Here is a 24,050-nt window from a genome sequence, read left to right on the forward strand (position 1 = left end):
TGTACCGATGGCAAGCGGGGACGGAGCCGATCCGGGCTTCCTCCCGTCATGAGCGGCGTTCGTTCGTGATAGGAGGAATTGTGTACAAATACCTGTTTTTGCTTACCGCCTCGGCGGTCCCTGCAACCGTTCATGCGCAGACCGCAAGCGAAGAGGCTCTGGCCGAGATCATCGAGCGTCAGGACGCCGAGGGCGAGCCTGAACCGATCGGCGATGAAGCCTATGCTCCGGCACGCCAGCCCGTCGGCGAATCCGTCATTACCGTGACCGCAAACGGTCTGGGAACGGACCTGCGCAACACAGGCCAGTCCATCACCGTGATCGATCGCGAGGAGATCGAGACGATTCAGGGTGCCGATCCGGCAAATGCGCTGGCGCGTGTGCCGGGCCTGTCCTTCTCGCGCAGCGGGCCTGTCGGCACGGTGACCAGCGTCAATGTCCGCGGCGCGAATGCGGACCAGCTCCTGGTGCTGGTCGACGGAGTGCGCGTTGCCGATCAGGCCAGCCCTTCGGGCGGGTTCGATTTCGGCAATCTCCTGCTCGGGACGGCAGGCAAGATCGACGTCCTGCGCGGCTCGAACAGCACCATCTGGGGCTCGGAGGCCGTCGGCGGCGTGGTCGATGTTTCCACCCGCACCGAACGCGGCATGACCGGCAGCGTCGAATCTGGCGCGCGCGACACGCTGTTTGCCAGCGCTGCCGCCGGGACGGGCAATGACGATGTGTTCTTCGGCCTGACGTCCTCCTGGTACGAGACGGACGGATTCTCCGCCGCCGCATCGGGGACGGAAGCCGACGGTTCGCAGCAATTCGCCATCGGCTCGACCGCCTTCGTCAACCTGACGCCGAGCCTGGAAGCCTTCGCCCACACCAATTTCGCCGAGGGGGAGGTGGAGATCGACGGCTTTTCCTCCACCGATTTCAGCCCTGCCGATAGCGACGATACGCAGAAAACCACGCGCTATTGGGGCGACGTGGGCCTTGCCTATTACGGCAATGACCTGACCCTGCGTGCGGCCTACAGCCTGTCGGACACAGAACGCAGCAATCGCAACGGGGACGGCGCGGAGACCTTCGGCAGCGATGGCCATTCGGAGCGCCTCTCGCTGCGCGGCGAATACCGCCTGCTTGGCGGCCTCTCGCTGGCGTTTGGCGGCGATCACGAATGGACCAGCTTCGTCACCAGTTTCGACAATGCTGCCGAAACCGAAATCAGCGGCGCCTATGCGCAGCTGGGCTGGGTTATGGGTAATCTCGCTGCGCATGCCGGGGCGCGCGTGGACGATCACGAATTGTTCGGTTCGCAGACCAGTTTAGGCGGCGATCTGAGCTATGGTCTCGCAGGCGACTGGCGCGTGCGCGCGAGTGTCGGCGAAGGCTTCAAGGCACCCACGCTCTACCAGCTTCTGTCATTCTACGGAAACGAGGATCTGGAGCCCGAGGAAAGTACCAGCTTCGATCTGGGCGTTGAAAAAGGCCAGCGCGGATCGGGCCTGCATCTTGCGCTCACCGGCTTCCGCCGCGACAGCGACAAGCTGATCGGCTTCGGCTTTACTGCCGACCGGCCGTCGGGCGTCTATCTCAACACTGCGGAGGCACGCGCGCAGGGTATCGAGGCAGAGGCCGGCATCGACCTGGCACCCGGCCTGCGCCTTGCGGGCATCTACTCCTATGTCGAGGCGGAAGACCGCACGACCGGACTGGACCTTGCGCGTCGGCCCGATCACTTCGGGACCATTTACGCCGACTGGGAAAGCCGCTTCGGCCTCGGCCTTGGCGCGGACCTACGTATCGTCGGCCCGAGCTGGGACAATGCTGCGAACACCAACCGGCTGGCCGGATACGAGCTGCTCGATGTGCGCGCATCGTTCGACATCGGCGATAATCTGGAACTGTTCGGAAGGGTCGAGAACGTCTTCGACACCGAATACCAGACAGTTGCCGGTTATGGCACCGCCGGGCGCGGCGTCTTCGGCGGAATACGAGCGAAGATGTGATCCGCCTGCTGCCCGTTCTGGCCCTGCTGCTCGCCGGTTGTACGGGGGCGGGGCCGGGGCGTGGTTCTCCGGACAATCGCCCGACGGTCGTCAGCCTCAACCCCTGCTCCGACGCGATCCTCGCCGAAGTGGCCGAGCCGGGGCAGTTGCTGGCGATTTCGCACTACAGCAAGGACCCGCGGGCAAGTTCGATGTCGGCGGAAGATGCCGCGCGCTTTCCCGCGACCGGGGGCACGGTCGAAGAAGTGCTCGCGCTCGATCCCGACGTGGTCGTGGCGAGCACTTTCATCGCGCCCGCTACTCGCGGCGCGCTGGAGGATCTCGGTCTCCGCGTGGTGACCTTCGGGGGCACTGCGGATGTTGCGTCCAGCATTGAGCAAATTCGCGAACTCGCTGCTTTGGTAGGGAACGACCGGGAGGGGGAAAGGCTGGTAGAGCAGATAGAGCTGGCTCTTTCGGAAGTGGCGGACACCGCAGAGCCTGTCGAAGCCGCGCTGTGGCAGCCCGGGGGAATCGTGCCCGGTGAAGCCTCGCTGGTGAGCGACCTCCTTCGGCGCACGGGTTTCATCAGCTATTCCGAGGCGCGCGGCATGGCACAGGCGGACTACCTCTCGCTCGAACAGGTCGTCGCCGATCCACCGCAAGTGCTGCTAGTCGCCGGGAGCGAGGCGGGTCAGCGGCACCCGGTGCTGGACGAGGTCGATGGCATGGCCCGGGCAGATTTCGACACGCGCCTCATCTATTGCGGCGGGCCCACGATCATCCGCGCTGCCCGGCGGCTGAAGACGATCAGGGACACAGTGTCGTGAGCCGCGCTACATTCGTTTTCGGCCTGCTCCTCGCGCTGGCCCTGCCGCTTTCTCTCCTGGCCGGCCGTGTGTGGCTGGACCCGGCGACCACTCCCAACGCCGCGCTGATCCTCGGCGAACTTCGCCTTCCGCGCGCGGTGCTCGCCATCATCGTCGGCGGCGGACTGGGCGCGGCGGGCGCTGCGATGCAGGGCTATCTCCGCAATCCGCTGGCCGATCCCGGCTTGTTCGGTATCGCACCCGGCGCAGCACTGGGCGCGGTGGTGGCGCTCTGGTTCGGCTATACGGCGAGTGCATGGCTGCTGCCGCTCTTCGCGCTGATCGGCGCGGGCGGGGCCATGGCACTGCTGGCTGCGATTGCCGGGCGCACGGGCGGTATTGCCTTGTTCACGCTCGCGGGCCTGATGGTGGCGAGCCTCGCCGGAGCATTGACCGCGCTCGCCATAAGCATGGCGCCGAATGCCTTCGCCATGAGCGAGATCGTGTTGTGGCTCAACGGTGCCCTGACCGACCGTAGCTGGCGCGAAGTCTGGCTCTCGGGGCCGCTGGTGGCGCTCGGCGTGCTGCTGCTCTGGCGCACCGGCCGCTCGCTCGATGCGCTGACGCTGGGCGAGCCGGTTGCCCGGTCGCTGGGAATAGACACGTCGCGCCTGCTCTGGCTGCTCATTCTCGGCATCGGACTGACTGTCGGAGCCAGCGTAGCGGTAGCCGGGATCATCGGCTTCGTTGGCCTGATCGTCCCGCATCTCGTCCGCCCCCTGACCGACAGGAGACCTTCGCAATTGATCTTGCCAAGCGCGCTTGCCGGTGCATTGCTCGTTCTTGTTGCGGACAGCCTGGTGCGCATCCTGCCGTTAGTGACCGAACTGCGGCTGGGCATCGCACTCAGCTTGCTTGGAGCACCTTTCTTCCTCTGGCTGCTACTGCGCATGAGAAGGGGGCTGGCATGACGCTCCACGCCTCTGCAATCACACTGACCGACAGGTTGAGCGAAATTAGCTGTACGCTGAAACCGGGAGAAATCACCGCGATCTGCGGTCCTAACGGCGCAGGAAAATCCTCTCTGCTACAGGCTCTGGCAGGCTTGCTCCAAATCGATGCGGGGCAGGTTTTCCTCGACGGTCAACCGCTGCCTCAGCTGCCGAATCGTGCCAAGCGCATCGGGTATTTGCCGCAGATCCCGGAGATTGCCTGGGATGTGACGGTGCGAAGTATCGTCGAGCTGGGCCGCATCCCGCATCGCGACACATTGTCCGGCCCGGTCGATGCGGCGCTGGAAGCGCTTGAACTGACAGGATTCGAGCAGCGGCGGGCGCAGGCCCTGTCGGGCGGCGAACAGGCACGGGTATTGCTGGCACGGGTGCTGGCTGGGCAGCCCGACTGGATTTTGGCCGACGAGCCGCTTGCCGCGCTGGACCTGGCGCACCAGTTCCATCTTACCCGGCATCTGGAAGGCATCGCCGCCAGGGGATCAGGGGTTGTCGTGGTCCTGCACGATCTTGCCATTGCGATGAATCATGCGGACCGCGTCCTCGTCCTCCACCGGGGCCAGCTTGTAGAGGATGACGTGCCGGAAAAAGCCCTTTCCGCCGAAGGTATCGAAAAGGTCTGGGGAACGAAAATGCGCTGGCTTGGCGAGCCCGGCGCCCGGGCGCTCGCGCCCTGCTGACGCTGGTGCCTCGTTGAGGGAAGGGCGGGGCAAGCCGAACCGCTCACCCCGCCCAAAACCCGATTAGTCGACCGACGTATCGCCAGTGCTGCCGACATTGGCCGGACCGTCGTCAGACACTTCGCTGTCGGCCGCTTCATCGCCAGGGATAAGGCCGCGTGCTTCAAGCATCGGGGTAATCTCCGGCTGGCGACCGGCGAAGTTCTCGAACATCTCGAAATAGTCCATCGTGCCGCCGCGGCTCAGGACGGTTGCGCGGTAGTGGTCACCATTCGCACGGGTCAGGCCGCCATTTTCGCGGAACCACTTGCGACTGTCGCGATCGAGCATCTCGGTCCACAGATAGCTGTAATAGCCTGCCGAATAGCCGGCCGGTCCGCTGAAGATGTGATTGAAGTAGGTGCTGCGATAGCGCGGGGGAACGAGGTCGATTTCGAGACCCAGTTCTTCCAGCGAATTGCGTTCGAAGGCATCGACCTTTTCAGGTGTGTCTAGCGCAGCGGCTTCTTCCTTGCTGAGCGCGGCCCATTTCATGTCGAGCAGTGCGGCAGCGACGGTTTCGCCGAAATCATAGCCCTGGTTGAACTTCGAGGCGGCTTCGATCCGGTCCACCATCGCCTGCGGAATGGTCTCGCCGGTCTCGTAATGCTTGGCGTAATTCCTCAGCACTTCGGGCCAGGTCGCCCACATTTCATGGACCTGGCTGGGATATTCCACGAAGTCGCGCGCCGTGGCCGTGCCGGACAGGCTTTCGTAACGCTGGTCAGCAAAGAAACCGTGCAGCGCGTGGCCGAATTCATGGAAGGTGGTGTTGACCCAGTCGAAGCTCACCAGCTGCGGCTCGCCTTCGGGTGCCTTCGGGATGTTGAGCACGTTGTAGATCACCGGCTTGGTGCCCCACAGATCGCTCTGGTCGACGAAGTTGCTCATCCATGCGCCGCCACGCTTGGAGGGCCGCTGGAACGGGTCGAAGTAGAACAGGCCGAGTTCGCTGCCATCGCGGTCGAAGACGGTGTAGGTCCACACGTCCGGGTGATAGACGGGCAGGTCGGTACGGCGTTCGAAGGTCAGGCCATAGAGCTTTTCCGCCATGTAGAAGACGCCGTCTTCCAGCACCTTGTCGAGCTGGAAATACTCCATCATCGCGTCTTCATCGAGATCGTAACGCTCTGCCTTGATCTTGTTGGCATAGCGATACCAGTCCCACGGCTTCACCTCGTAATCGCCGCCATCGGCAGCGATCGCGTCGGTAAGAATGGCTGCTTCGCGGCGCTGCGTAGCGGCGAGGGGAGGGACCATCTGCTCCATGAAATCGAGCGCGGTCTTCGGGGTTTCGGCCATGCGATCCCACATGGCGTAGGTCGCCCAGTCGGGTTCCCCGAACAGGGCTGCCTTTTCGGCGCGCAGTTCGGCGATCCGCGCGATCAGCTGGCGGGTATCGATATCGGTCGTGCCGTCGGCGCGGTGGAAGCTCGCCATGAACAGCTTCTCGCGCGCGGCACGGTTTTCCATGCTGGGCAGGAGTGGCTGCTGCGTGGTGTTCTGCAGGGCAATGGCGTATTTGCCGGGGAAGCCCTTCTCGGTTGCCAGATCTGCGGCAGAGCGGATGTCGCTTTCCGACAGGCCTGCAAGATCGCTGCGATTGTCGAAGATTACGGGCTGGTCGGACATGGCGGCCCGTGCGTCCTGGCTGAATTCGGTGGTCAGCGTGGAAAGCTCGGAATTAATTGCCTTGACCCGTTCACGCTGCGCATCGGTCAGCAGCGCACCGGCATGGACCATCCCCTCATAGGTGTTTTCGAGCAGTTTCGCATCTTCGGGCGTCATCGCCATTGCGGCGCGGTTGTCGTAAACCGCCTTCACGCGGGCGAAGAGTTCAGGGTCAAGCGTGATGCTGTCGCCATGCGCAGTGAGCTTGGGGCTGATTTCCGTGTTGATCTCGTCGAGACGGTCGGTGGTGTTCGAACCGGTCAGGGCAAAGAAGACGCGGCTGACGCGGCCCAGCATCCGGCCCGACTTTTCAAGCGCGACGATGGTGTTCGCGAAAGTCGGTTCGGCAGGATTGGCCTTGATGGCCTCGATCTCGGCCTTCTGGATGGCCATCGCCTGTTCGAAGGCGGGGATGTAGTCATCCTCCGACACGGCGCTGAAGTCCGGCGCCAGGAAGGGCAGGTCGCTGTCGGAAGCGAAATAGCCGGTACCTTCGGGCACGGATACCCCGGCATCTACTGCGGCATCGGCGATCGGGTCCATTTCTCCTCCGGGTGCGGTGGTGCAGGCTGAAAGAAGGGCGGCTGCGGCGGTCGTGGCCAGGATATGGGCCTTCATGGTCTCTCCAGTATTTCTTACGGTTGCTCAACGCTAACGTGCGAGTGAGCAGCTTGGTTACATTTGCGACGATTGCAAGAGACTGAACGCCGCTGGCGAACAACCTTCCCCGGTCGAACGTTCAACGAGCATCTACGAAATGCGCGGGCATGATCAATCGAGCGGCCTTCCAAGGCCGCGTTCTGCCTGGTCGCGGGCAGTTTCTGCAGCTTCGTCCAGCGCCTGCCGATTTACGGTCATGACCCGGGGGCGGCCCTGTTCGTCGACGACCAGCCAGAGCGAGCCGAGTTCGAAAAAGGCCCCCTGGTCCTTCTCGACGGTCATCTTCGACAGATCGAGACGCTGGAGCACCGAGAGCATTTCCTCATCGAAAATCTCCTCGAACAGCGTGTCGATCTGCTCTTCGGTCAATTCATGCCGCTCGCCGTCCTCGTCGATATACAGCAGCGGAATACCGACTTGTTCGAGAATGCGGCCCCGGTCGCCGCCGCGAGCCGCGTCGCGCAGGCTGGCTATCGCCGTTTCGAACTGGCTGGGGCTCGCGCCGGTGGCGCAGGATATCGCGCCGCCTTTCACGACATCGTGGGCGCGGTCGAACTCGACATTCGGATCGTCCTGCCCGGACCATACCATCAGCAGGCAATTCTCGCCCGGATCGGGAGTCGCCTGCGCCTCGACCGTCTGCAACAGTTCCTGCCGCTCGGGGTCATCCGATGTCGTACCGCTCGACACAGGAGAGCAGGCGGCGGCAAGCGCGCCTAGCAAAAGCGCCGGAAAGGGTCGTAAGCGGTACGCAGTCATTGTGCCCCGGCGGAGTAAGTGAGGACGGGTTCGTACAGCGAACCCTGGTCCCGCAAATGGCTCTGGTACAGGATATAACTATCGACCAACCACGGGCCAAGGGAGAGGCCCGCGCACGATACTAGAAAAGGCGTCGCTGGCCCGCTGGACAGGTTGAGCCTCGCCAGGGTTATATGGGGCTTGAACTTGCGCCCTTCCGGGGGAAGCCCGCATCCTGTGCAGGCCAGTTCGATCTTTCGCTGGAGCCTGACGAGCGGATCGCTCGGCTCGATTCCGGCCCAGATCGAAGCGGGCCGCCCCTTGCGCTCGAAAAAGCCGCAGCCCGAGATGCGAAGTTCGAATGACTCGAAACGGATGGCTGCGGCTGCTTCGGCGAGATCGTCCGCCATATGCGTCTCGACCTCCCCGACATAGCGCAGGGTCAGGTGCAATTGCCCATCGTCCTGCCACCGGGCGTTGTCTATTCCCGTCATGGTTTCGAGAAGTCCGGCCCGAATTGCGGCTGGCGGCCGGATGCCGAAGAAAAGGCGATAACTCATAAATCTGCTTCACCTCCGGCTCTTGCACCGGAAGCATTCAAGTCAGGTTCGACGAACCGGTTTCTCGAGGATCCTCGTAGGATGCATCCATGAAAATCTGCGCCCGTCGCTCCGAACGGAACTCGAGGCCGCGGGCGTACCTGCCACCGGCATGCGTATAGTTCAACTCTGCGGCAATTCCCTCGTAATCGCCCGCCTTGATGGCGGCGTTCAGCCGGGGGCTTTCATTCTCCGAGACATTGCCGAGGCCGACATTGTACACAAGGTCCAGCAAGGCGTCGAATTCGTGTTGGTACAGGGGCAGGGTGCCCACGAGGATACGCACGCCCCGTTCGGCGGTTCTCAGGTCGCGTTCGAGGAAATCGAGCGCCTGCTCGTCGCTGATGCGGTCGCCCACGCGCAGATTGTCGCCGGGTCTGACCAGATGCCCGACGCCGACGGTCGGATATCCCGCTACATCCCGATAGACGGTGTAGCGGACACCTTCTTCCTCGATCAGGGCTTGTTTGAACCGGTCGCTCGCCTTCAGCAGCGCGGCAGGTTTGCGCACATTGTCGGCAGCGTTAAGCTCCAACTCGATCGGATTGGTCTTTCGTGAACTGGGCTTGTGCGCGGGTGGCCCGGTAAATGCGGCAAGGCTCATGGCGCCTGCCCCCATAAGCAATGACGCGCGCTTGCGTGTCGAAAGCCTGGGCTTGACGCTGAAGACCTGTCCAGCGGCACGGCGGGCACGCTTCAGGTCCTCGCGGTGCCTGCGATGCCTGCGGATTTTGGCAAGAAGACCACGCGGCCCCTTGCGATCATCAGCGCGGGGCTTGGAGGTCCAGTTTTCGTCGTCGAGCGGCCGGTTGAGTTCCGCCATGATCGCCTCCAGACGCTCGCTCTGGATCGAGTCCTTCCGAGGGGGGCGAAGATGGGGAATGTCAGCGGGCACGTCTGTTCCATTATGCTTCTTTTCTGACATGAATGTCGTGCGCCTCGTAAACTGTTATTCGGGCCGTAACGGAAGAATATCCCTTACGGCGGGCCTCCGGTGCTCGAACTGGAATCGTTGCGGGCACCGGGCCGTGTACAGTTATCCAACGGCTGGGATGGGCGTTCGGTCCACGCTTCACCGTCCGTGCACAACGCATGGCAGGCGGACTGCGGGCTTCAGGCGGCAGCCCTGCCTCCGGATGCAGACGTATTCCGGCGGCGGTAAATACCGCCGCCGGAGAGTTTCACAGTTTCACCGTTCTCAGAAAGAGAAGCCCGCGCCGGCGGCCACGCCACCTTTCCCGTGGGTGTCGAGAGTGCCGGAGACTTTGACAACCCCGCGGCCATCGTTGAACGCCCGCGAATAGCCGAAGCCGAAAGCGGTTTCGCCCCGATAATGGCCGATTCCCCCGCCGACCATGGAGCGGTCGGCTTCGATCGCCTGGGGAATGCTCGACATGGCCATCGCAGCCGCAGTTCCCGAGAATGCATCCTCGCGCAGCTCGGCCAGATCGAAGCCGATTTCAGCAACTCGGAGGTCCGTATACTCGATTGCCTCGGCAAAACGCTGGTCGGTATACCCCATCGTTTGCTCCATGACGTTATTCAGCCCCGATTGGAGCTGGCCCAGATTGACCGCATCGGTAGCGGCCATCCCGTTGGCAACGTTGTGCAGCCTGACCGGAGCGCTTGCATCGGCCCCGACAAGGGTGACGTCGTTAGTAACTGTGCCGCCATTGCTCACGGTCGGATCGTCGGGATCCGAATATTGCACGGCTACGACCGTGCTGCCGGACAGGTTGTTGTTGATCGTTTCGATATCCGCTGCGTTTTGCGCCACGTTCTGGTTCGTCTCGAAAAGCTGGCTTCCGTTGACGGCCTCGGTGGAATCCGCGGAAAGCGTCCCTGCCGCCACATTGGTAACCGTTACGGCTCCCCCGCTGGCACCTACGAATGCCGCAGTATAGGTCGGCACATCGCTGGGCGTGGTGCCGTCCGCATCCGAAACGTAAGTGACCGGTACGTTGGCGAGCTGGATCTGGATGTCCGTAATATTCGTCGTATTCGTTTCGACGCGGGTATCGAGGTTTACGATGTCGCCTTCGTTGACGGTAACCCGGTCGTCGATCGAAGCGATGTCGCCCTCGTTCACGGTGACCCGGTCATCGATTGCGGCGATATCTCCTTCGTTTACAGTGACCCGGTCGTCGATTGCAGCGATGTCGCCCTCGTTTACGGTGACCCGATCGTCGATCGCGGCAATATCTCCTTCATTGGTCGTGACACGTCCGTCGAGATCGATAATATCGCCCTCGTTGACGGTTACACGACCATCCAGATCGGCGATATCGCCTTCGTTCACCGTGACCCGCCCGTCGAGATCGGCAATGTCGTTCTCGTTCTGGGTTATCCGTCCGTCGAACTCACCCACGGTCACCTGGATATCGCCAACGTCCGTCTGGAGATCGGCTATCGCCGAAGAATTGTCGGCAATATCGGCTTCGTTTTGCGTTACCCGTCCATCAAGCGCCGAAACTGCCTGATTGGTTTCAAAAAGCTGGGATCCATTGACGGCATCGGGCGAGGTCGCATCCAGGGCGCCCGGTGCGACATTGGTGATCGTGGTGCCACCAGCGCCGCCCAACGTCACACTCGCCTGGGTGGCATCGTTATATTGTCCTGCAACGCCGCGATATCGCCCTCGTTTGCGGTGACCCGTCCGTCTATTGCCGCGATTTCACCCTCGTTCACGGTAACACGACCATCGATAGCGGTAATATCGCCCTCATTGACGGTGACCCGTCCATCGAGTGTGGCGATATCATCGGCATTGGTACCCACTGCCTCGTTGGTGGCGAACAGTTGCGACCCGTTTACCGCATCGCTCGAACCGGCGGAGACAGCGCCCTCTGCGACATTGGTCACCAGCGTACCCGATGCGCCATCGAGCGTGACCGAACCATGGCTTGCGTCATCGTACTGGACCGCATCCGCCGTTGCGGCGGCGATGGATGCATCGACCTGACCGACTGTCGCAGCATCGGTGGCCGCCGTTCCATCGGCTACATTGACGATCTGGCGTTCGGCACCGACAGCACCCACCGAAACGGTGTCGGCCCGATCGGCCACGGACCCCGCTCCCAGGGCCACGCTGTTCGCGGCAGTCACGGAAGCATCGGTGCCGATGGCGACCGCGCCCGTGGCGCCAACCGCCGTGCTGGCATTGTTGCCGAATGCAATGGCATCGACTTCGCCTGCCGAAGCCACCTGTCCGTTGGCCCCGAGACCGGAAACCCGGTTGCCACCAATCTCGATACCGCCTTCCTCGTCGAGCGTGAGATTGTCAGCCGTAATATTGCAGTCGTCCGAAGCGGTAATGACGTTCCCTTCGGTGTCGAGTATCTGCAGGCTGATGGGATCGCCTTCCGCTGCATCCGCCAGGATCGAGCTGAGGTCGATGTCGAGATCGGTAATCGTTGCGAGCGGTGCCAAGATCAGCGTTATGGTCGTGATATCGTTTACCGTCGTCTCAATTTGATTCACGATCGGCTCGTTTACCGCTCCAATTACTTCGGTCACCGCAGATCTGGGCAAGGTGATTCCGGAACAGACATCCACGACCGGCTGTAGTTCTTGGGCTTGCGCCGGAGTGACAGTAGCCGTTCCACCGACCACTACAAGACTCAGGGCCAGTGTACTGACCCCGGTTGCACGAAAAGTGTTATGGATCATCACTAAAAGACCTCCTGCTTAAGCTTATACGTCTATTTGTGACTTATAATTCTCAGCAGTAATCAAAAGGTACTTTGTGGATTTTGTAAATTAGGTTATGATACCTAAATCAAATGTTATATTTAATTAGAGGTATGATCTTATTTACGGACATTTGCCGGTCGAAGTACCGTCAGTTTCGATATTCTCCCGGCGTTCGGATCTGTCTTCGCCCCACGCCTTTGCAATCGGGGAGTGGGTGCCTATTTGTGAAGCAACCGGGAAGGGCATCGATGCCGAATTGGTATCGGTCGTGAACGACCTCCCTTGACCCAGGCGAACAATTCGGGAACACGCTTCCTTCATGGCACTTACCAAAATCTCTGTCCGCGGCGCGCGGGAGCATAATCTCAAGGGCGTCGATATCAACCTGCCGCGCGATGCGCTGATCGTGATCACGGGCCTTTCCGGCTCGGGCAAATCCTCGCTCGCCTTCGATACGATCTATGCCGAAGGTCAGCGGCGCTACGTGGAATCGCTCAGCGCCTATGCGCGCCAGTTCCTCGAGATGATGCAGAAGCCCGATGTCGAGCATATAGACGGGCTCAGCCCCGCTATCTCGATCGAGCAGAAGACCACCAGCCGCAATCCGCGTTCGACCGTGGCGACCGTCACCGAGATCTACGATTACATGCGCTTGCTGTGGGCGAGGGTGGGGGTGCCGTACTCTCCCGCCACCGGACTGCCGATCGAGGCACAGACGGTCTCCAACATGGTCGACCGGGTGATGGCGTTGCCCGAAGGCACGCGGCTCTACCTGCTCGCGCCGGTCGTGCGCAGACGCAAGGGCGAATACCGCAAGGAACTGGCCGAATGGCAGAAGGCCGGCTTTACCCGCGTCCGTATCGACGGCGAAATGTATCCGATCGAGGAAGCGCCCGCGCTCGACAAGAAGTTCAAGCACGACATCGAAGTCGTGGTCGACCGGCTCGCGGTCAAGGAAGGCATCGAGACGCGGCTGGCCGACAGTTTCGAACAGGCGCTCAAGCTCGCTGACGGACTTGCCTATGTGGACTTGGCCGATGGCGTGGTGCCGGGCCGCGAGGGCGAAACAGAAGGTGGCGGCGCGATGAAAGGTGCGGGCATTCCCGCCAACCGCATCGTGTTCTCCGAACGCTTTTCCTGTCCGGTCAGCGGGTTCACCATCGAAGAGATCGAGCCGCGGCTGTTCTCGTTCAACGCGCCGCAGGGGGCCTGCCCGACCTGTGACGGGATCGGCGAAAAGCAGCTGTTCGATCCGCAGCTGGTTGTGCCGAACGAAGCGCTGAGCCTGAAAAAGGGCGCAGTTGTGCCCTGGGCGAAGAGCAACCCGCCATCGCCCTATTACATGCAGGTGCTCGCCAGCCTGGCGAAGGAATACGAGTTCGATCTCACCACGCCGTGGGAGGATTTCGACAGCGAAATCCGCGACATCATCCTCTATGGCACCAAAGGACGCGCGATCCCGCTCACCTTCAAGGACGGTCGCAAGCAGTACACGGTGAAGAAGCCGTTCGAAGGCGTGATCGGCAATCTCAACCGCCGCATGCTGCAGACCGAAAGCGCCTGGATGCGCGAGGAGCTGGCCAAGTTCCAGACCGCGCAGCCATGCGAGACCTGCAATGGCAAGCGCCTCAATGAAAAGGCGCTGGCGGTGAAGATCGGCCAAGGTGTGAACGCCACGGACATCGCCACCCCCACCAAGATGAGCGTCGCCGATGCGAAGGACTGGTTCCTCGCGCTGCCCGATCAGCTGGGCGACACGCAGCAGCAGATCGCACGCGCCATCCTCAAGGAAATCAACGAGCGGCTGGGCTTCCTCGACAATGTCGGGCTCGATTACCTCAATCTCGACCGGACCAGCGGCACGCTGAGCGGCGGGGAAAGCCAGCGCATCCGCCTCGCCAGCCAGATCGGTTCGGGCCTCTCGGGCGTGCTCTATGTGCTCGACGAGCCCAGTATCGGCCTGCACCAGCGCGACAACGACCGGCTGCTGGAAACGCTGAAGCGCCTGCGCGATCTCGGCAATACGGTGATCGTGGTGGAGCATGACGAGGATGCGATCCGCGCTGCCGATTACGTCGTCGATCTGGGGCCCGGCGCTGGCGTCCATGGGGGCGAGGTGGTGGCCGAAGGCACGCTGAAACAGGTGCTCAAGTCGAAGAAGTCGCTCACCGCCGCCTATCTCACCGGCCGCCGTGCGATCGAGGTTCCGGCCAAGCGCCGCAAGGGCAACGGGCACAAGCTCACCGTCCACGGTGCACGGGCGAACAACCTCACCGATGTCACCGCTTCGATCCCGCTCGGCACCTTCACCTGCGTCACCGGGGTTTCGGGCAGCGGCAAGTCGAGCTTCACCATCGACACGCTCTATGCCTCCGCCGCTCGCCAATTGAACGGCGCGCGCGTGGTTGCTGGCGCGCACGACAAGGTCACCGGCCTCGAATATTGCGACAAGGTGATCGAGATCGACCAGTCGCCCATCGGGCGCACGCCGCGTTCCAATCCGGCGACCTATACCGGCGCTTTCACCCAGATACGTGACTGGTTCGCAGGCCTGCCGGAAAGCCAGGCGCGCGGGTACAAGCCCGGGCGCTTCAGCTTCAACGTCAAGGGTGGCCGCTGCGAGGCGTGCCAGGGCGACGGGCTGATCAAGATCGAGATGCACTTTCTGCCCGACGTCTACGTCACCTGCGAGGAATGCCACGGCAAGCGCTACAACCGCGAAACGCTGGAGGTGAAGTTCAAGGGCCTCTCCATCGCCGACGTGCTCGACATGACGATCGAGGATGCGGAGGGCTTCTTCAAGGCCGTCCCCCCGATCCGCGACAAGATGCACATGCTCAACGAGGTCGGGCTGGGTTACGTCAAGGTCGGCCAGCAGGCGACCACGCTGTCAGGCGGCGAGGCGCAGCGGGTGAAGCTGGCGAAGGAGCTGTCCAAGCGCAGCACCGGGCAGACGCTCTACATCCTCGACGAACCGACCACGGGCCTGCATTTCGAGGACGTCCGCAAGCTGCTCGAAGTGCTTCACCGGCTGGTGGACCAGGGCAATTCGGTGGTGGTGATCGAGCACAATCTCGATGTTATCAAGACCGCCGACCACATCCTCGATCTCGGCCCCGGCGGCGGGGTGCGGGGCGGGAAGGTCGTGGCAGAGGGTACGCCCGAGGAGGTGGCCGAAGTGGCGGAGAGCTTTACCGGGCACTACCTCAAACCGATGCTGGAACGCGCCGAAGGGGCCCCCGCGCCCGCGAAGAAGGCGAAGCGCCAGCGCGAGGCGGCGGAGTAGGGCGGTCAGGCCCCACCCCCCGTTCCGGCACGCCCGCCGGCCCGGGGATCAGACCATGCCCAGCTTGTGCGCCATCAGCACGGCCGACACGCGGTCGTGAACGCTCAGCTTTGCGAAGATGCGTTTCAGGTGCGTGGCCACGGTGGGCATGCCGATGCCGAGGATGGTGGCGATGTCGGGGTTGGTCTTGCCGGCGGCCACCCACTTCAGGATTTCGCGCTCCCGCGGCGAGAGGTGGTACACCTCCTTGCCCGCATCCACCCCCAGCTGCTCGAACTTCCAGTGCGCATGCTGGGCCACCGCGTGCATCAGCGACCTGTCGGCCGCGGCAAGATCCTCGTCGCTCACCTGGGCGATGCCGAAAAAGCCGCGCGCGTGGGTCCGGCCGTGGGTGGGCATGCCCAGCCCGTCGGTCACGCCCGAGCTGTAGAATTCGTCGAGATAAACCCGCTGTGTCTCGGTAACATCGACCTTCTCCAGAATGCCGTGGAGCGTATCCACCTCGCCCGTTTCGATCACATAGCTGGGGATCGGATCGACCAGCGAGAAATTCATCTCGAGATACCGCTTTATCCATTCCTCGGGCATGCCGCGTTCGAACATCTGGAACTGGCCGGGTTCCGACAGCGACGGCAGCACATAGCAGACGGCATGGAAACCGTGATCGGCATAGAATCCGCTCACCGTCGTCAATAGCTCCACAGGACACTTCGCCTGGTCGATCTCGCTGAATATCCCGGTCTCGTGCATAGGCTCCCTCGCTGCCAGATGCGCCCGATATGGGGTCATTTTCTTACTCTTCCCCTACCGTCACAGCCCCCTTTCCGGCGCATGGTTCCCGCCGGTACGGGACATTAACGCCGTCGCCGCGCCGCACAGGCGTCATCCAACCGGATGACACCCGATCGGATGACTGTTCACCTAATTGAAAAGACGTAGTTTTCATGGACATATCGAGCTGCGCGGGACACCTGCAAAAAAACTGGGGCCGCGTGAAAATAATCTTGGCCGGGGGGCTCGCAACCATGTCCGTATCCAATTTCATCGTCGTCGATGCCGATTCCGGTCGCGCCAACGGCCTCAGCCGTGCGCTGTCCGCGCTGGGCTATGCCTTTCCCGTCACCCGGCTGGAGGAGGTGGGCGAGGCCTGGCCTGATGAATGCGCCATCTTCGTGGCCGATCACGAAGGGCAGCTTGCCCGCGCGATCGAGTTCATCCGCGAACGCGGCATCTTCTATCCGATCATCCCCTTCAGCCCGTCGCCCACCGCCCAGCGCGTGGTGGAAACGGTCCGCTGCGGCGTGATGACCTATCTCGACTGGCCCTGCGACCAGGCGCAGCTCGAAAGCACGCTCTCCTCCATCGGGGATAGCTGCGATATATTGTTCAAGGAAGGTATCCGGCGCGAACAAGCCTTCGAACTGATCCGCACGCTGACCGAACGCGAAAGCGAAGTGCTCAACCGGCTGGCCAGCGGCGCATCGTCGAAGATGATCTCCAGCGAACTCGGCATCAGCTCGCGCACGGTGGAGGTCCACCGCACCAAGATCCTGTCCAAGCTGAAGGTCCGCAACGCCATCGGCGCGGTGCGGCTGGCGCTGGAACTCAAGCTGCCGGAAGTCCCGCCCGCCTATCATTGAGCGTGGGCGCGCGGCGGCGGGGCAGGCCGCACGAACCCGATTTTAACCCCTCCGGCCTAACGTCGCCGCAATCTCGTCCAGCGATGCGTGGAGGGCATGTGCGATGAAATAGCTGGTATTCCTGGTCGCGGCCGTGATCGGCTTTCTCGTCGCCTTCGGCTTTTCGAACCGTGACGAGATCGGGGCGGAGGTCGACCGGAAGCTGGACGAGGATTTCGTCGCCCAATGCGTCGCCCGCGCGCAATTCCCCGCGCTGGCCCGAATGCAGCGAGTGCCCGCATCACCCGCGAGTGCGTGAGCTGCTGGCGGAAATGGAGCAGGAGCGGCCGATGGATGCGCCCGATCCCTATCTGCTGGGCGAGCCGCGTGAGGTCGAGCTGTGCCAGATGGCGGCCTATGAGGCGGGGGACGAGGACTGGTACCGCTATGGCGAGGGCTATGCCTTCTACGAGCGCGGTGCCGGCGGGTACTGGCGCGTGGTGGAGGAACACGCGCCGCCGCCGGAGGAAGAGGAGGAGTGATCCCGCGCGGCGGGGCGTGAGCGGCGTGGGGCAGGGCGTGTCCCCGCCTGCATGGATTCGACCTGTGGGCGCGGCCATGCTAGATAACGGGCATTGCCGTGCCGACTCCGGGGCTTCTCGGTAACTGGAAGAGGCTGCTCGCCCCGCTTTCGCCTTGTCATTAGAGATCGCACCCATGTCGGACTGGCTTACAATTCTCATTGCAATAATCGTGTGCCTCGCAATCGCGTGGCCCGTTGGCGAATGGCTCGCGCGCCGCTCGCGCTGAGCCTTCGCATGATGGCGGTTCGCCGGCCGCCGCGACCTCCCACCGGCGCGCATTTCCCTTTTCCGACAACAGGTTTACACTGACCCCATCGGGGCCGAGTCCCTATGTCGGACTCCTTCTTCGGGCCAAGGCCCCGGGGAAAGGAGACTGCAAATGCCCAACATGCGCAACGCGGCCCTGGCCGCCTCGCTCGCACTCGCGGCACTGCCGGTGTCTCCGGCGGGGGCGCAGGGTGACGATCTGCTCGCAGCCAACCTCTTCGGCGTGGAAGTCGAAGGCGGCGGCGCGGGCGAACGTGCAACCGGGGACTTCAACGGCATCTACATCCGCGCCAGCGGGGAGCTGTGCTACTATCTCGAGGCCGACGGCATCGGAGGAGATGTCACCGCCGCCCATATCCACAGGGGCAAGCGCGGCTCCACCGGCGCCGAACTGGTGACGCTGGAGATGGCGGAGATGGACGAGGTCTGCGTGGCGGTGGACCCGGGCACGATCGCGGCCATGCTGCGCTCACCCGAGGATCACTACGTCGACATCCACACCGCCGCCCACCCCGAAGGCGCCGTGCGCGGACAGCTGAAGGACAATTAGGGCGGGGGAGCATTGGAGCGATGGTCTTGAACCGCGGCGCGCTGCGGGGTTAGGAAACCCGCGGACTGCAATCAGGGGGAATGCATTCATGGCCACTGCCGCCAAATCCGCCGCCGCGCGCGACTTTACCGTGAAGCCGCTCTTCGCAGAGCCCTACTTCGTCACCAACATCGGCGATGCGATCAGTGCGAAGCAGGTGGAGTTCATCAAGTCGGTCGAGATGATCGAGAACCAGATGAACCACATCTCGAAGGATCTCTACCTCTTCGACCGACCCGAGCTGAGAAGCGTGAAGAAAGCGGTGCACGAGGCGCTGGCGACCTTCGCGCAGGAGGTGATGGGGATCGCGCACCGGCTCGACGTAACGCAGAGCTGGGCGCTGATGAACCCGCCGGGCGTCGGAATGCATGCGCATACGCACTCGAACTCGCTGGTGTCGGGCTCGCTCTATTACGCACCCATGCCCGATCCGCCGGGCAACATGGTGTTCGAACGAACCAATGGATATCGGCAAATCGAGATGGAGGTCGATCCGGCGAAGACCAATATCTACAACACCCAGCGCAATGCCGTGGTGCCCAAGCAGGGTGATCTGGTGTTGTTCTCCAGCTCCATCCTGCACTTCGTGGAAACGAACCAGTCGCAGGAAAACCGGTATTCGATCGCCTTCAACACTTTCCCCCGCGGGAAGATCGGCAACTTCCGCGATGTCAGCGAACTGAAGCTCTAACGACCCTCAAGTAGGGAAACCCTCAGTCGAGCAGCGCCAGTTCGACGGTGCCGTGTCCGCGGGCGATCAGGCCGATGTCTTCGGCGGCGCGGCGGCTGAGATCGATCGTGCGGCCGCGGGTAAAGGGCCCGCGATCATTGATGCGGACGACGACCGTCTTGCCGGTGGAGGGGTTGGTGACCTGGACGCGGCTTCCGAAAGGCAGAGTGCGATGCGCGGCCGTGTAAGCGTGCATATCGAACGGCTCGCCACTGGCGGTTGGCCGGCCGTGAAAACGCTTCCCGTAATAGGAGGCGACACCGCTGCCGAGCGAAGTGGATGCAGGCGCTTCCTCGATCGGAGGGTCGAATGTTTGGAGGTCGACCGCTTCGGTGCCCGGCTCGGGCGCGTCGGGCAACTCGCTATAGGGTGCGAACTGGCCGGAGAATGTGGGCTGGACGAAGGCGGTGCCCTCGTTGCCTTGAGAATGACCGGCGGTGCCGGGCAGCGCCAGGGCTGCAAGAAACACTATGCTGCGAAGCGCGCGTTTGGCCATGATCTGGACCTCCCGTTCGGTTCAGGAGGCTATAGAGAAGCTGGCAGGCGGAGTCGTTAACGGTTCGGGCGGCTGCCCCGATTTGGCCACGTTTCGTCGTGAGTTCGGGAAAGAAGAGGCTTTCCTACTGCATCTTGGGGGTGCCATGCCACGGCACCACAACTGGCCGAATCCCTATTCGGCGCGCGCTCTTTGACAATGTGGTAGATAAACACTGTGGCAGAAAGCAAATGGGGCCGGCATCGCTGCCGACCCCACTCTCACCGATGCGTGGCCGTGTTCCTTCAACCTAAGTTCAAGGGACGCAGACTTGGCATCCGATGTTTTCCCTTCCGATCCATCCGAAGACTTCACTTCCGGTTCTATCACCGGCGCTCGCACCGGCATCCGGATCTACCCTCCACTCGGCCCGGTTCGGCCGCGTCATGATTTTGCAATCACTCGCTTGCCTGGCCCAGCCGCGCTTCAACGGGCGGTTCCGCAGCCTGGCTTTCCGTTGATGGCCGGTACCTCGAACGGTTACATCGCCTTCCGGTCCGAAGACCTTTATACGACGCCACCATCGGCATCCGGCCGGGTAGGCCATGCTCACAACAGAACACCTTCGTACTTCCGTCATCGGCCCGTCTTGCGCCGGAGCAAGCTCCTTTGCATGAGGGTCTCAAGAGGCACGCGGACAGGTTCCGCTGCGTCTTCCCGGTTCCGAATTTCCAATGTCTTTCAAGTCGTTAGACCGCCCAGACCGGAAGCTTTCTTCGCCGTTCCGATAAGTTGAAGCTGCGCCTGCTGCGCCGATTCTTCAAGCTGGCAAGTGCCGACTTATCCACTTTCCCCGCATTTCGCTGTGGAGGAGAGTGGATAAGTTAACGGTTCGTCGCGAATTTCCGGAATGCCAATCAGTATTGCCGCGTAATCTTGCGCTTTCATGTCAAGCTGCAGGGTAATTTTCTACCGATCGCGTTTGGCAAGCAGTCGCAGGCGCAAGGCATTGAGCTTGATGAAGCCTTCCGCGTCCTTCTGGTCATAGGCGCCTGCATCGTCCTCGAAGGTGACATGCGCTTCGGAATAAAGCGAATTTGCAGACTTGCGACCCACCACCATTGCATTGCCCTTGTAGAGCTTCAGCCGAACGGTGCCGCTTACCTTCTCCTGGCTGAGATCGACCGCGGCTTGCAGCATTTCGCGCTCGGGGCTGAACCACAGGCCGTTATACACCAGCTCGGCATAGCGCGGCATGAGTTCGTCCTTGAGATGCGCCGCCCCGCGATCGAGTGTGATCTGCTCGATCCCGCGATGCGCGCGGGCGTAGATTTCGCCCCCCGGCGTTTCATACATGCCGCGGCTCTTCATACCAACGAAGCGATTCTCGACCAGATCGAGCCGACCGATACCATGCTTGCGGCCGAGATCGTTCAGCGCTGCCAGCAGCGTCGCCGGACTCATCTCTTCTCCGTTGAGCGAGACGCCATCGCCCTTCTCGAAGCCAATCTCGATATATTCAGGAGTGTCGGGCGCATCCTCCGGGTGATCGGTGCGCGAATAGACGTAATCCGGCGTTTCCTGCCACGGATCCTCGAGCACCTTGCCCTCGCTCGATGTGTGCAGGAGGTTCGCATCGGTGGAAAAGGGGCTCTCGCCACGTTTATCCTTGGGCACGGCGATCTGGTGCGCCTCGGCCCAGGCGATCAGGGCGGTGCGGCTGTTCAAATCCCATTCGCGCCATGGGGCAATTACTTTGATATCTGGATCGAGCGCATAGGCAGACAGTTCGAAACGCACCTGATCGTTGCCCTTGCCGGTGGCGCCGTGCGCAATGGCATCGGCCCCCGTTTCATGCGCGATCTCGACGAGGCGCTTGGAAATCAGCGGTCGTGCAATCGATGTGCCGAGCAGGTAATCGCCTTCATAGCGTGCGTTGGCGCGCATCATCGGGAAAACGAAATCGCGCACGAACTCCTCGCGCAGATCCTCGATGAAGATGTGTTTGTCGGGAATACCCATGGCGCGCGCCTTCTCGCGCGCAGGCTCAATTTCCTCGCCCTGTCCAAGGTCGGCCGTGAAGGTAACCACCTCCAGCCCGCGCTCCACCTCGAGCCATTTGGCGATGACGGAAGTATCGAGGCCGCCCGAATAGGCAAGGACGACACGCTTTAGATCGGACATGGGCAACACCTTAGTTGAAGTCGCCGCGCCGCTAGCAGGGGGGCGGGCCGGTACGCAATCAAGAAGCGTTTGGAGGTCGGAAACCTTCCGGCACCTGACGCGCTTTGTGCCACAGGGGAAGGAAGGCAGCACGATGGAATTGAACGACCCGGTCCTGATGGAATGGCTGGACTATGACCTGCTCTCGCGGCTGGGCATCGCCGCCATTATCGGCCTACTGCTGGGGCTGGATCGCGAATTGCGAGGCCACGCCGCGGGAATGCGGACCCACGGGTTGATCTGCTTTTCCGCTGCAGCGATGACTGTTTCGGCGCTCGGACTCTTCAACACGCTTGATGCTGTGCGCGCCGACCCGCTGCGTATCTACGAGGCGGCGGGCGCTTTCATCGGTATCATCGGCGCGGGACTGATCGTGTTCAGCAAGGGGCAGGTGCACAACCTCACCACCGCCGCGCATCTGTGGCTGGCGGCGGTTATCGGCATAGCCTGCGGGGCCGCACAATGGCCACTAGTAGCTATAGCGTTTGTGATCGGTGTGATCATGCTGACCCTGCTGCGGCTGGTCGAGCCGAAGGGCAGGGATCGCAAGCTAGGCAAAGAGGATGAGGGCAGGGAGGGCTGACGATTACTCCGCCGCTTCGCTCGGCGCCAGGTGCCAGTCGGGCACATTGCCTTCGTCCGCAGCCCGCAACCTTGCGCTCTCTTCCATGATCCACTCCCGCGTCATAGGGATGGCGCTGCGGTCCTTCACATAGATCAGCTGCCAGTTGACCATGTCGCCATGGCGGAAACTCTGTTCGGCGCCGGCAAGATAGTAGAGCCACATGCGGTAGAAAGTCTCGTCGTACATATCCACGATCTCGTCGCGGTGCATGACGGTGCGGTTGTACCATTCCTCCAGCGTGTGGCTGTAGTGAAAGCGCATCGCTTCGACGTCCATTACCTGCCAGCCATGCTTCTCGCTCTCGCTTACCAGTTCGGACAGGGCGGGGATGTAGCCGCCGGGGAAGATATAGGTGCGGGTCCAGGCGTCGGTGAAGCCGGGCGGGCCTGCACGCCCGCAGCAGTGGCTCATCATCACGCCGTCGGGTTTGAGCAGGCGGTTGGTGTGTTCGTAGAACTGCGGGTAGTGCGGCGTACCGACGTGTTCGAGCAGGCCGACCGAACTGATCCGGTCGAACTGGCCCTGCACGTCGCGATAGTCGGTGAGCGAGAACTTGACCCGGTCAGCCATGCCCGCCTCTTCCGCACGCTCCTTGCAGAAGGCGATCTGATCGGGGGCGAGGGCGACGCCGTGGACCTCCACATCGTAATGTCGTGCAAGGTAAAGCGCGAAGCCGCCCCATCCACAGCCGATGTCGAGAATGCGCTGGCCAGGCTTGATATACATTTTGGCCGCGAGATGAGCCTTCTTGTCGAGCTGCGCCTTTTCGAGCGAAGTGTTTTCAGGATCCTCGCGGTAATAGGCCATGGTGTACTGCCGGTCCTCGTCGAGGAAGAGCTCGTAAAGGCGGCGGGTAAGATTGTAGGTGTGTTCGGCGTTTTTCTTTGCCTTGCCGCGCAGGTTGATGCTGTCGGCCTTGGCGATAAGTCTCTGGGCGTTCCGGCGGAGCACGCCCTTGGGTTTGAGGCGCTGATCGCCGGGGCGGCCCGCTTGCTGGGTGACAAACAGGATGAGGTCGCGGATATCGTGCGGCTCTTCCACGAGCAGCCAGCCCCACATGAACGCCTCGCCCGCGCCCATTTGGGGATAGCGCGCGATATGATTGGCGGCCTTCTTGTTGGTCAGGCGGATATGGATTGGCGGCTCGCCCGCATCGCCGGTTCCGTATTCGTAGGTCTTGCCGTCATGATCGGTAACGATCAGACGACCGTGTTTCACCGCAGACTTGAGAAATTTGTCGAGCAGCCACATTGATTTAAACTGTCCCCTTCACACCGATCATCCCGCGGGACCATGACACGGGATTGTCGCAAGTCAATCGGGTGCTAGGATTGCAGCAATGGCAGAGCCCAAGATCCAGATCACCGCTGTCGATCCCGCAACCTTCATCGAAGGCGTGGAGCCTGAACGGAAGCGCGAGGAAGCCAAAGTCCTGGACGCGATGTTCCGCAGGGTCACGGGCGAACGGCCGAAGATGTGGGGGCCGAGTATCATCGGCTATGGCGAATACCGCACGACCTATGCCAGCGGCCGCGATGTCCACTGGTTGCGCAGCGGCTTCAGTCCGCGCAAAGCCAAACATTCACTCTATCTGATGGGCGGATATTGCGACGAGATCGCCGGAAAACGGCGTGACGAACTGCTGGAGAAAGTAGGTAAGTACAAAACCGGCAAGAGCTGTCTTTACGTCAACAAACTCTCCGATGTGGATATGGATGTGCTCGAGGAGCTGTTGCGCAACGACTGGGAGGCGATGGGGCGCATCTATCCCGAGTAG

Annotated in this window: 22 protein-coding genes; 12 read left to right on the plus strand and 10 right to left on the minus strand. The window is 62.2% G+C overall.

All coding sequences use genetic code 11. The annotated features are described in order from the left end of the window. Positions 1-80: 80 nt before the first annotated feature. The 4 genes from AC13CE_RS07135 to AC13CE_RS07150 are packed head-to-tail and all read left to right on the plus strand — an operon-like array spanning position 81 to position 4,475. On the plus strand, positions 81-1,997 hold the full coding sequence (locus AC13CE_RS07135; RefSeq protein ID WP_482971999.1) for a TonB-dependent receptor plug domain-containing protein: 1,917 nt from the start codon (positions 81-83) through the stop codon (positions 1,995-1,997). Continuing rightward, positions 1,994-2,806: an ABC transporter substrate-binding protein gene (locus AC13CE_RS07140; protein WP_482972000.1), complete on the plus strand. Its 813-nt coding sequence runs from the start codon at positions 1,994-1,996 to the stop codon at positions 2,804-2,806. The genes AC13CE_RS07135 and AC13CE_RS07140 overlap by 4 nt, the downstream gene beginning before the upstream one ends. Next, complete coding sequence (locus tag AC13CE_RS07145; protein WP_482972001.1) at positions 2,803-3,756, plus strand: FecCD family ABC transporter permease; 954 nt, start codon at positions 2,803-2,805, stop codon at positions 3,754-3,756. The genes AC13CE_RS07140 and AC13CE_RS07145 overlap by 4 nt, the downstream gene beginning before the upstream one ends. Continuing rightward, positions 3,753-4,475, plus strand: coding sequence for an ABC transporter ATP-binding protein (locus AC13CE_RS07150; RefSeq protein ID WP_482972002.1), 723 nt, complete (start codon positions 3,753-3,755; stop codon positions 4,473-4,475). The genes AC13CE_RS07145 and AC13CE_RS07150 overlap by 4 nt, the downstream gene beginning before the upstream one ends. Positions 4,476-4,538: 63 nt before the next feature. Here AC13CE_RS07150 and AC13CE_RS07155 read toward each other — a convergent pair whose 3' ends face one another. The 6 genes from AC13CE_RS07155 to AC13CE_RS07180 form a co-directional block, all read right to left on the minus strand. Then, positions 4,539-6,803 (minus strand): M3 family metallopeptidase, encoded by a 2,265-nt coding sequence (locus AC13CE_RS07155; RefSeq protein ID WP_482972003.1) that lies wholly within the window; start codon positions 6,801-6,803, stop codon positions 4,539-4,541. 153 nt (positions 6,804-6,956) lie between these two features. Then, complete coding sequence (locus AC13CE_RS07160) at positions 6,957-7,604, minus strand: hypothetical protein (protein ID WP_482972004.1); 648 nt, start codon at positions 7,602-7,604, stop codon at positions 6,957-6,959. Beyond that, on the minus strand, positions 7,601-8,143 hold the full coding sequence (gene thpR / locus AC13CE_RS07165; RefSeq protein WP_482972005.1) for an RNA 2',3'-cyclic phosphodiesterase: 543 nt from the start codon (positions 8,141-8,143) through the stop codon (positions 7,601-7,603). The genes AC13CE_RS07160 and thpR overlap by 4 nt, the downstream gene beginning before the upstream one ends. 37 nt (positions 8,144-8,180) lie before the next feature. Next, positions 8,181-9,107, minus strand: a complete 927-nt coding sequence (locus AC13CE_RS07170) for a lysozyme (protein ID WP_482972006.1) — start codon at positions 9,105-9,107, stop codon at positions 8,181-8,183. 273 nt (positions 9,108-9,380) lie between these two features. Next, positions 9,381-10,769, minus strand: a complete 1,389-nt coding sequence (locus AC13CE_RS07175) for a YadA-like family protein (RefSeq protein WP_482972007.1) — start codon at positions 10,767-10,769, stop codon at positions 9,381-9,383. After that, complete coding sequence (locus AC13CE_RS07180; protein ID WP_482972008.1) at positions 10,766-11,698, minus strand: hypothetical protein; 933 nt, start codon at positions 11,696-11,698, stop codon at positions 10,766-10,768. Before AC13CE_RS07180 ends, AC13CE_RS07175 begins: the two co-directional genes overlap by 4 nt. 496 nt (positions 11,699-12,194) lie before the next feature. Between AC13CE_RS07180 and uvrA the strand changes: the two genes are divergently transcribed. Then, positions 12,195-15,161 (plus strand): excinuclease ABC subunit UvrA, encoded by a 2,967-nt coding sequence (uvrA, locus tag AC13CE_RS07185; RefSeq protein WP_482972009.1) that lies wholly within the window; start codon positions 12,195-12,197, stop codon positions 15,159-15,161. A gap of 48 nt (positions 15,162-15,209) precedes the next feature. Here the strand turns inward: uvrA and AC13CE_RS07190 are convergent, their stop codons facing one another. Further along, entirely contained in the window at positions 15,210-15,950 is a 741-nt protein-coding gene (locus tag AC13CE_RS07190; protein WP_482972010.1) for a helix-turn-helix transcriptional regulator, read from the minus strand. A gap of 236 nt (positions 15,951-16,186) precedes the next feature. Between AC13CE_RS07190 and AC13CE_RS07195 the strand changes: the two genes are divergently transcribed. The 5 genes from AC13CE_RS07195 to AC13CE_RS07215 all read left to right on the plus strand — a co-directional run bounded on the left by AC13CE_RS07195 (position 16,187) and on the right by AC13CE_RS07215 (position 18,911). After that, on the plus strand, positions 16,187-16,801 hold the full coding sequence (locus AC13CE_RS07195; RefSeq protein ID WP_482972011.1) for a response regulator transcription factor: 615 nt from the start codon (positions 16,187-16,189) through the stop codon (positions 16,799-16,801). A 133-nt stretch (positions 16,802-16,934) separates the two neighbouring features. Next, positions 16,935-17,099, plus strand: coding sequence for a hypothetical protein (locus AC13CE_RS07200; RefSeq protein WP_482972012.1), 165 nt, complete (start codon positions 16,935-16,937; stop codon positions 17,097-17,099). Then, positions 17,092-17,322 (plus strand): hypothetical protein, encoded by a 231-nt coding sequence (locus AC13CE_RS07205; protein WP_482972013.1) that lies wholly within the window; start codon positions 17,092-17,094, stop codon positions 17,320-17,322. The genes AC13CE_RS07200 and AC13CE_RS07205 overlap by 8 nt, the downstream gene beginning before the upstream one ends. Positions 17,323-17,743: 421 nt before the next feature. Further along, positions 17,744-18,181, plus strand: a complete 438-nt coding sequence (locus AC13CE_RS07210) for a CHRD domain-containing protein (protein ID WP_482972014.1) — start codon at positions 17,744-17,746, stop codon at positions 18,179-18,181. A gap of 88 nt (positions 18,182-18,269) precedes the next feature. Then, complete coding sequence (locus AC13CE_RS07215) at positions 18,270-18,911, plus strand: TIGR02466 family protein (protein WP_221541288.1); 642 nt, start codon at positions 18,270-18,272, stop codon at positions 18,909-18,911. A 22-nt stretch (positions 18,912-18,933) separates the two neighbouring features. On the opposite strand, the gene AC13CE_RS07220 is transcribed toward AC13CE_RS07215, so the two are convergent. After that, positions 18,934-19,446: a septal ring lytic transglycosylase RlpA family protein gene (locus tag AC13CE_RS07220; RefSeq protein ID WP_482972015.1), complete on the minus strand. Its 513-nt coding sequence runs from the start codon at positions 19,444-19,446 to the stop codon at positions 18,934-18,936. A 948-nt stretch (positions 19,447-20,394) separates the two neighbouring features. Next, positions 20,395-21,609 carry an argininosuccinate synthase gene (locus AC13CE_RS07225; protein ID WP_482972016.1) on the minus strand — a complete coding sequence of 405 codons (1,215 nt, stop codon included), beginning with the start codon at positions 21,607-21,609 and terminating at the stop codon, positions 20,395-20,397. Positions 21,610-21,742: 133 nt separating this feature from the next. Between AC13CE_RS07225 and AC13CE_RS07230 the strand changes: the two genes are divergently transcribed. Further along, positions 21,743-22,231, plus strand: a complete 489-nt coding sequence (locus AC13CE_RS07230) for an MgtC/SapB family protein (protein WP_221541285.1) — start codon at positions 21,743-21,745, stop codon at positions 22,229-22,231. A 3-nt stretch (positions 22,232-22,234) separates the two neighbouring features. Here AC13CE_RS07230 and AC13CE_RS07235 read toward each other — a convergent pair whose 3' ends face one another. After that, positions 22,235-23,524: a class I SAM-dependent methyltransferase gene (locus AC13CE_RS07235; RefSeq protein WP_482972017.1), complete on the minus strand. Its 1,290-nt coding sequence runs from the start codon at positions 23,522-23,524 to the stop codon at positions 22,235-22,237. An 88-nt stretch (positions 23,525-23,612) separates the two neighbouring features. Here AC13CE_RS07235 and AC13CE_RS07240 point away from each other — a divergent pair, with 88 nt between their 5' ends. Beyond that, entirely contained in the window at positions 23,613-24,050 is a 438-nt protein-coding gene (locus tag AC13CE_RS07240; protein ID WP_482972018.1) for a DUF1801 domain-containing protein, read from the plus strand.

The organism is Qipengyuania sp. B-5 (assembly GCF_056857815.1).

What these genes read in the sequence shown, in the direction of transcription:
- AC13CE_RS07230 (WP_221541285.1), top strand. Translation starts at nt 21,743, where the DNA reads ATGGAATTGAACGACCCGGTCCTGATGGAATGGCTGGACTATGACCTG.
- AC13CE_RS07210 (WP_482972014.1), top strand. Translation starts at nt 17,744, where the DNA reads ATGCCCAACATGCGCAACGCGGCCCTGGCCGCCTCGCTCGCACTCGCG.
- AC13CE_RS07220 (WP_482972015.1), bottom strand. Translation starts at nt 19,446, where the DNA reads ATGGCCAAACGCGCGCTTCGCAGCATAGTGTTTCTTGCAGCCCTGGCG.
- uvrA (WP_482972009.1), top strand. Translation starts at nt 12,195, where the DNA reads ATGGCACTTACCAAAATCTCTGTCCGCGGCGCGCGGGAGCATAATCTC.
- AC13CE_RS07240 (WP_482972018.1), top strand. Translation starts at nt 23,613, where the DNA reads ATGGCAGAGCCCAAGATCCAGATCACCGCTGTCGATCCCGCAACCTTC.
- AC13CE_RS07215 (WP_221541288.1), top strand. Translation starts at nt 18,270, where the DNA reads ATGGCCACTGCCGCCAAATCCGCCGCCGCGCGCGACTTTACCGTGAAG.
- thpR (WP_482972005.1), bottom strand. Translation starts at nt 8,143, where the DNA reads ATGAGTTATCGCCTTTTCTTCGGCATCCGGCCGCCAGCCGCAATTCGG.
- AC13CE_RS07235 (WP_482972017.1), bottom strand. Translation starts at nt 23,524, where the DNA reads ATGTGGCTGCTCGACAAATTTCTCAAGTCTGCGGTGAAACACGGTCGT.
- AC13CE_RS07155 (WP_482972003.1), bottom strand. Translation starts at nt 6,803, where the DNA reads ATGAAGGCCCATATCCTGGCCACGACCGCCGCAGCCGCCCTTCTTTCA.
- AC13CE_RS07190 (WP_482972010.1), bottom strand. Translation starts at nt 15,950, where the DNA reads ATGACCCCATATCGGGCGCATCTGGCAGCGAGGGAGCCTATGCACGAG.
- AC13CE_RS07170 (WP_482972006.1), bottom strand. Translation starts at nt 9,107, where the DNA reads ATGTCAGAAAAGAAGCATAATGGAACAGACGTGCCCGCTGACATTCCC.
- AC13CE_RS07150 (WP_482972002.1), top strand. Translation starts at nt 3,753, where the DNA reads ATGACGCTCCACGCCTCTGCAATCACACTGACCGACAGGTTGAGCGAA.
- AC13CE_RS07195 (WP_482972011.1), top strand. Translation starts at nt 16,187, where the DNA reads ATGTCCGTATCCAATTTCATCGTCGTCGATGCCGATTCCGGTCGCGCC.
- AC13CE_RS07160 (WP_482972004.1), bottom strand. Translation starts at nt 7,604, where the DNA reads ATGACTGCGTACCGCTTACGACCCTTTCCGGCGCTTTTGCTAGGCGCG.
- AC13CE_RS07225 (WP_482972016.1), bottom strand. Translation starts at nt 21,609, where the DNA reads ATGTCCGATCTAAAGCGTGTCGTCCTTGCCTATTCGGGCGGCCTCGAT.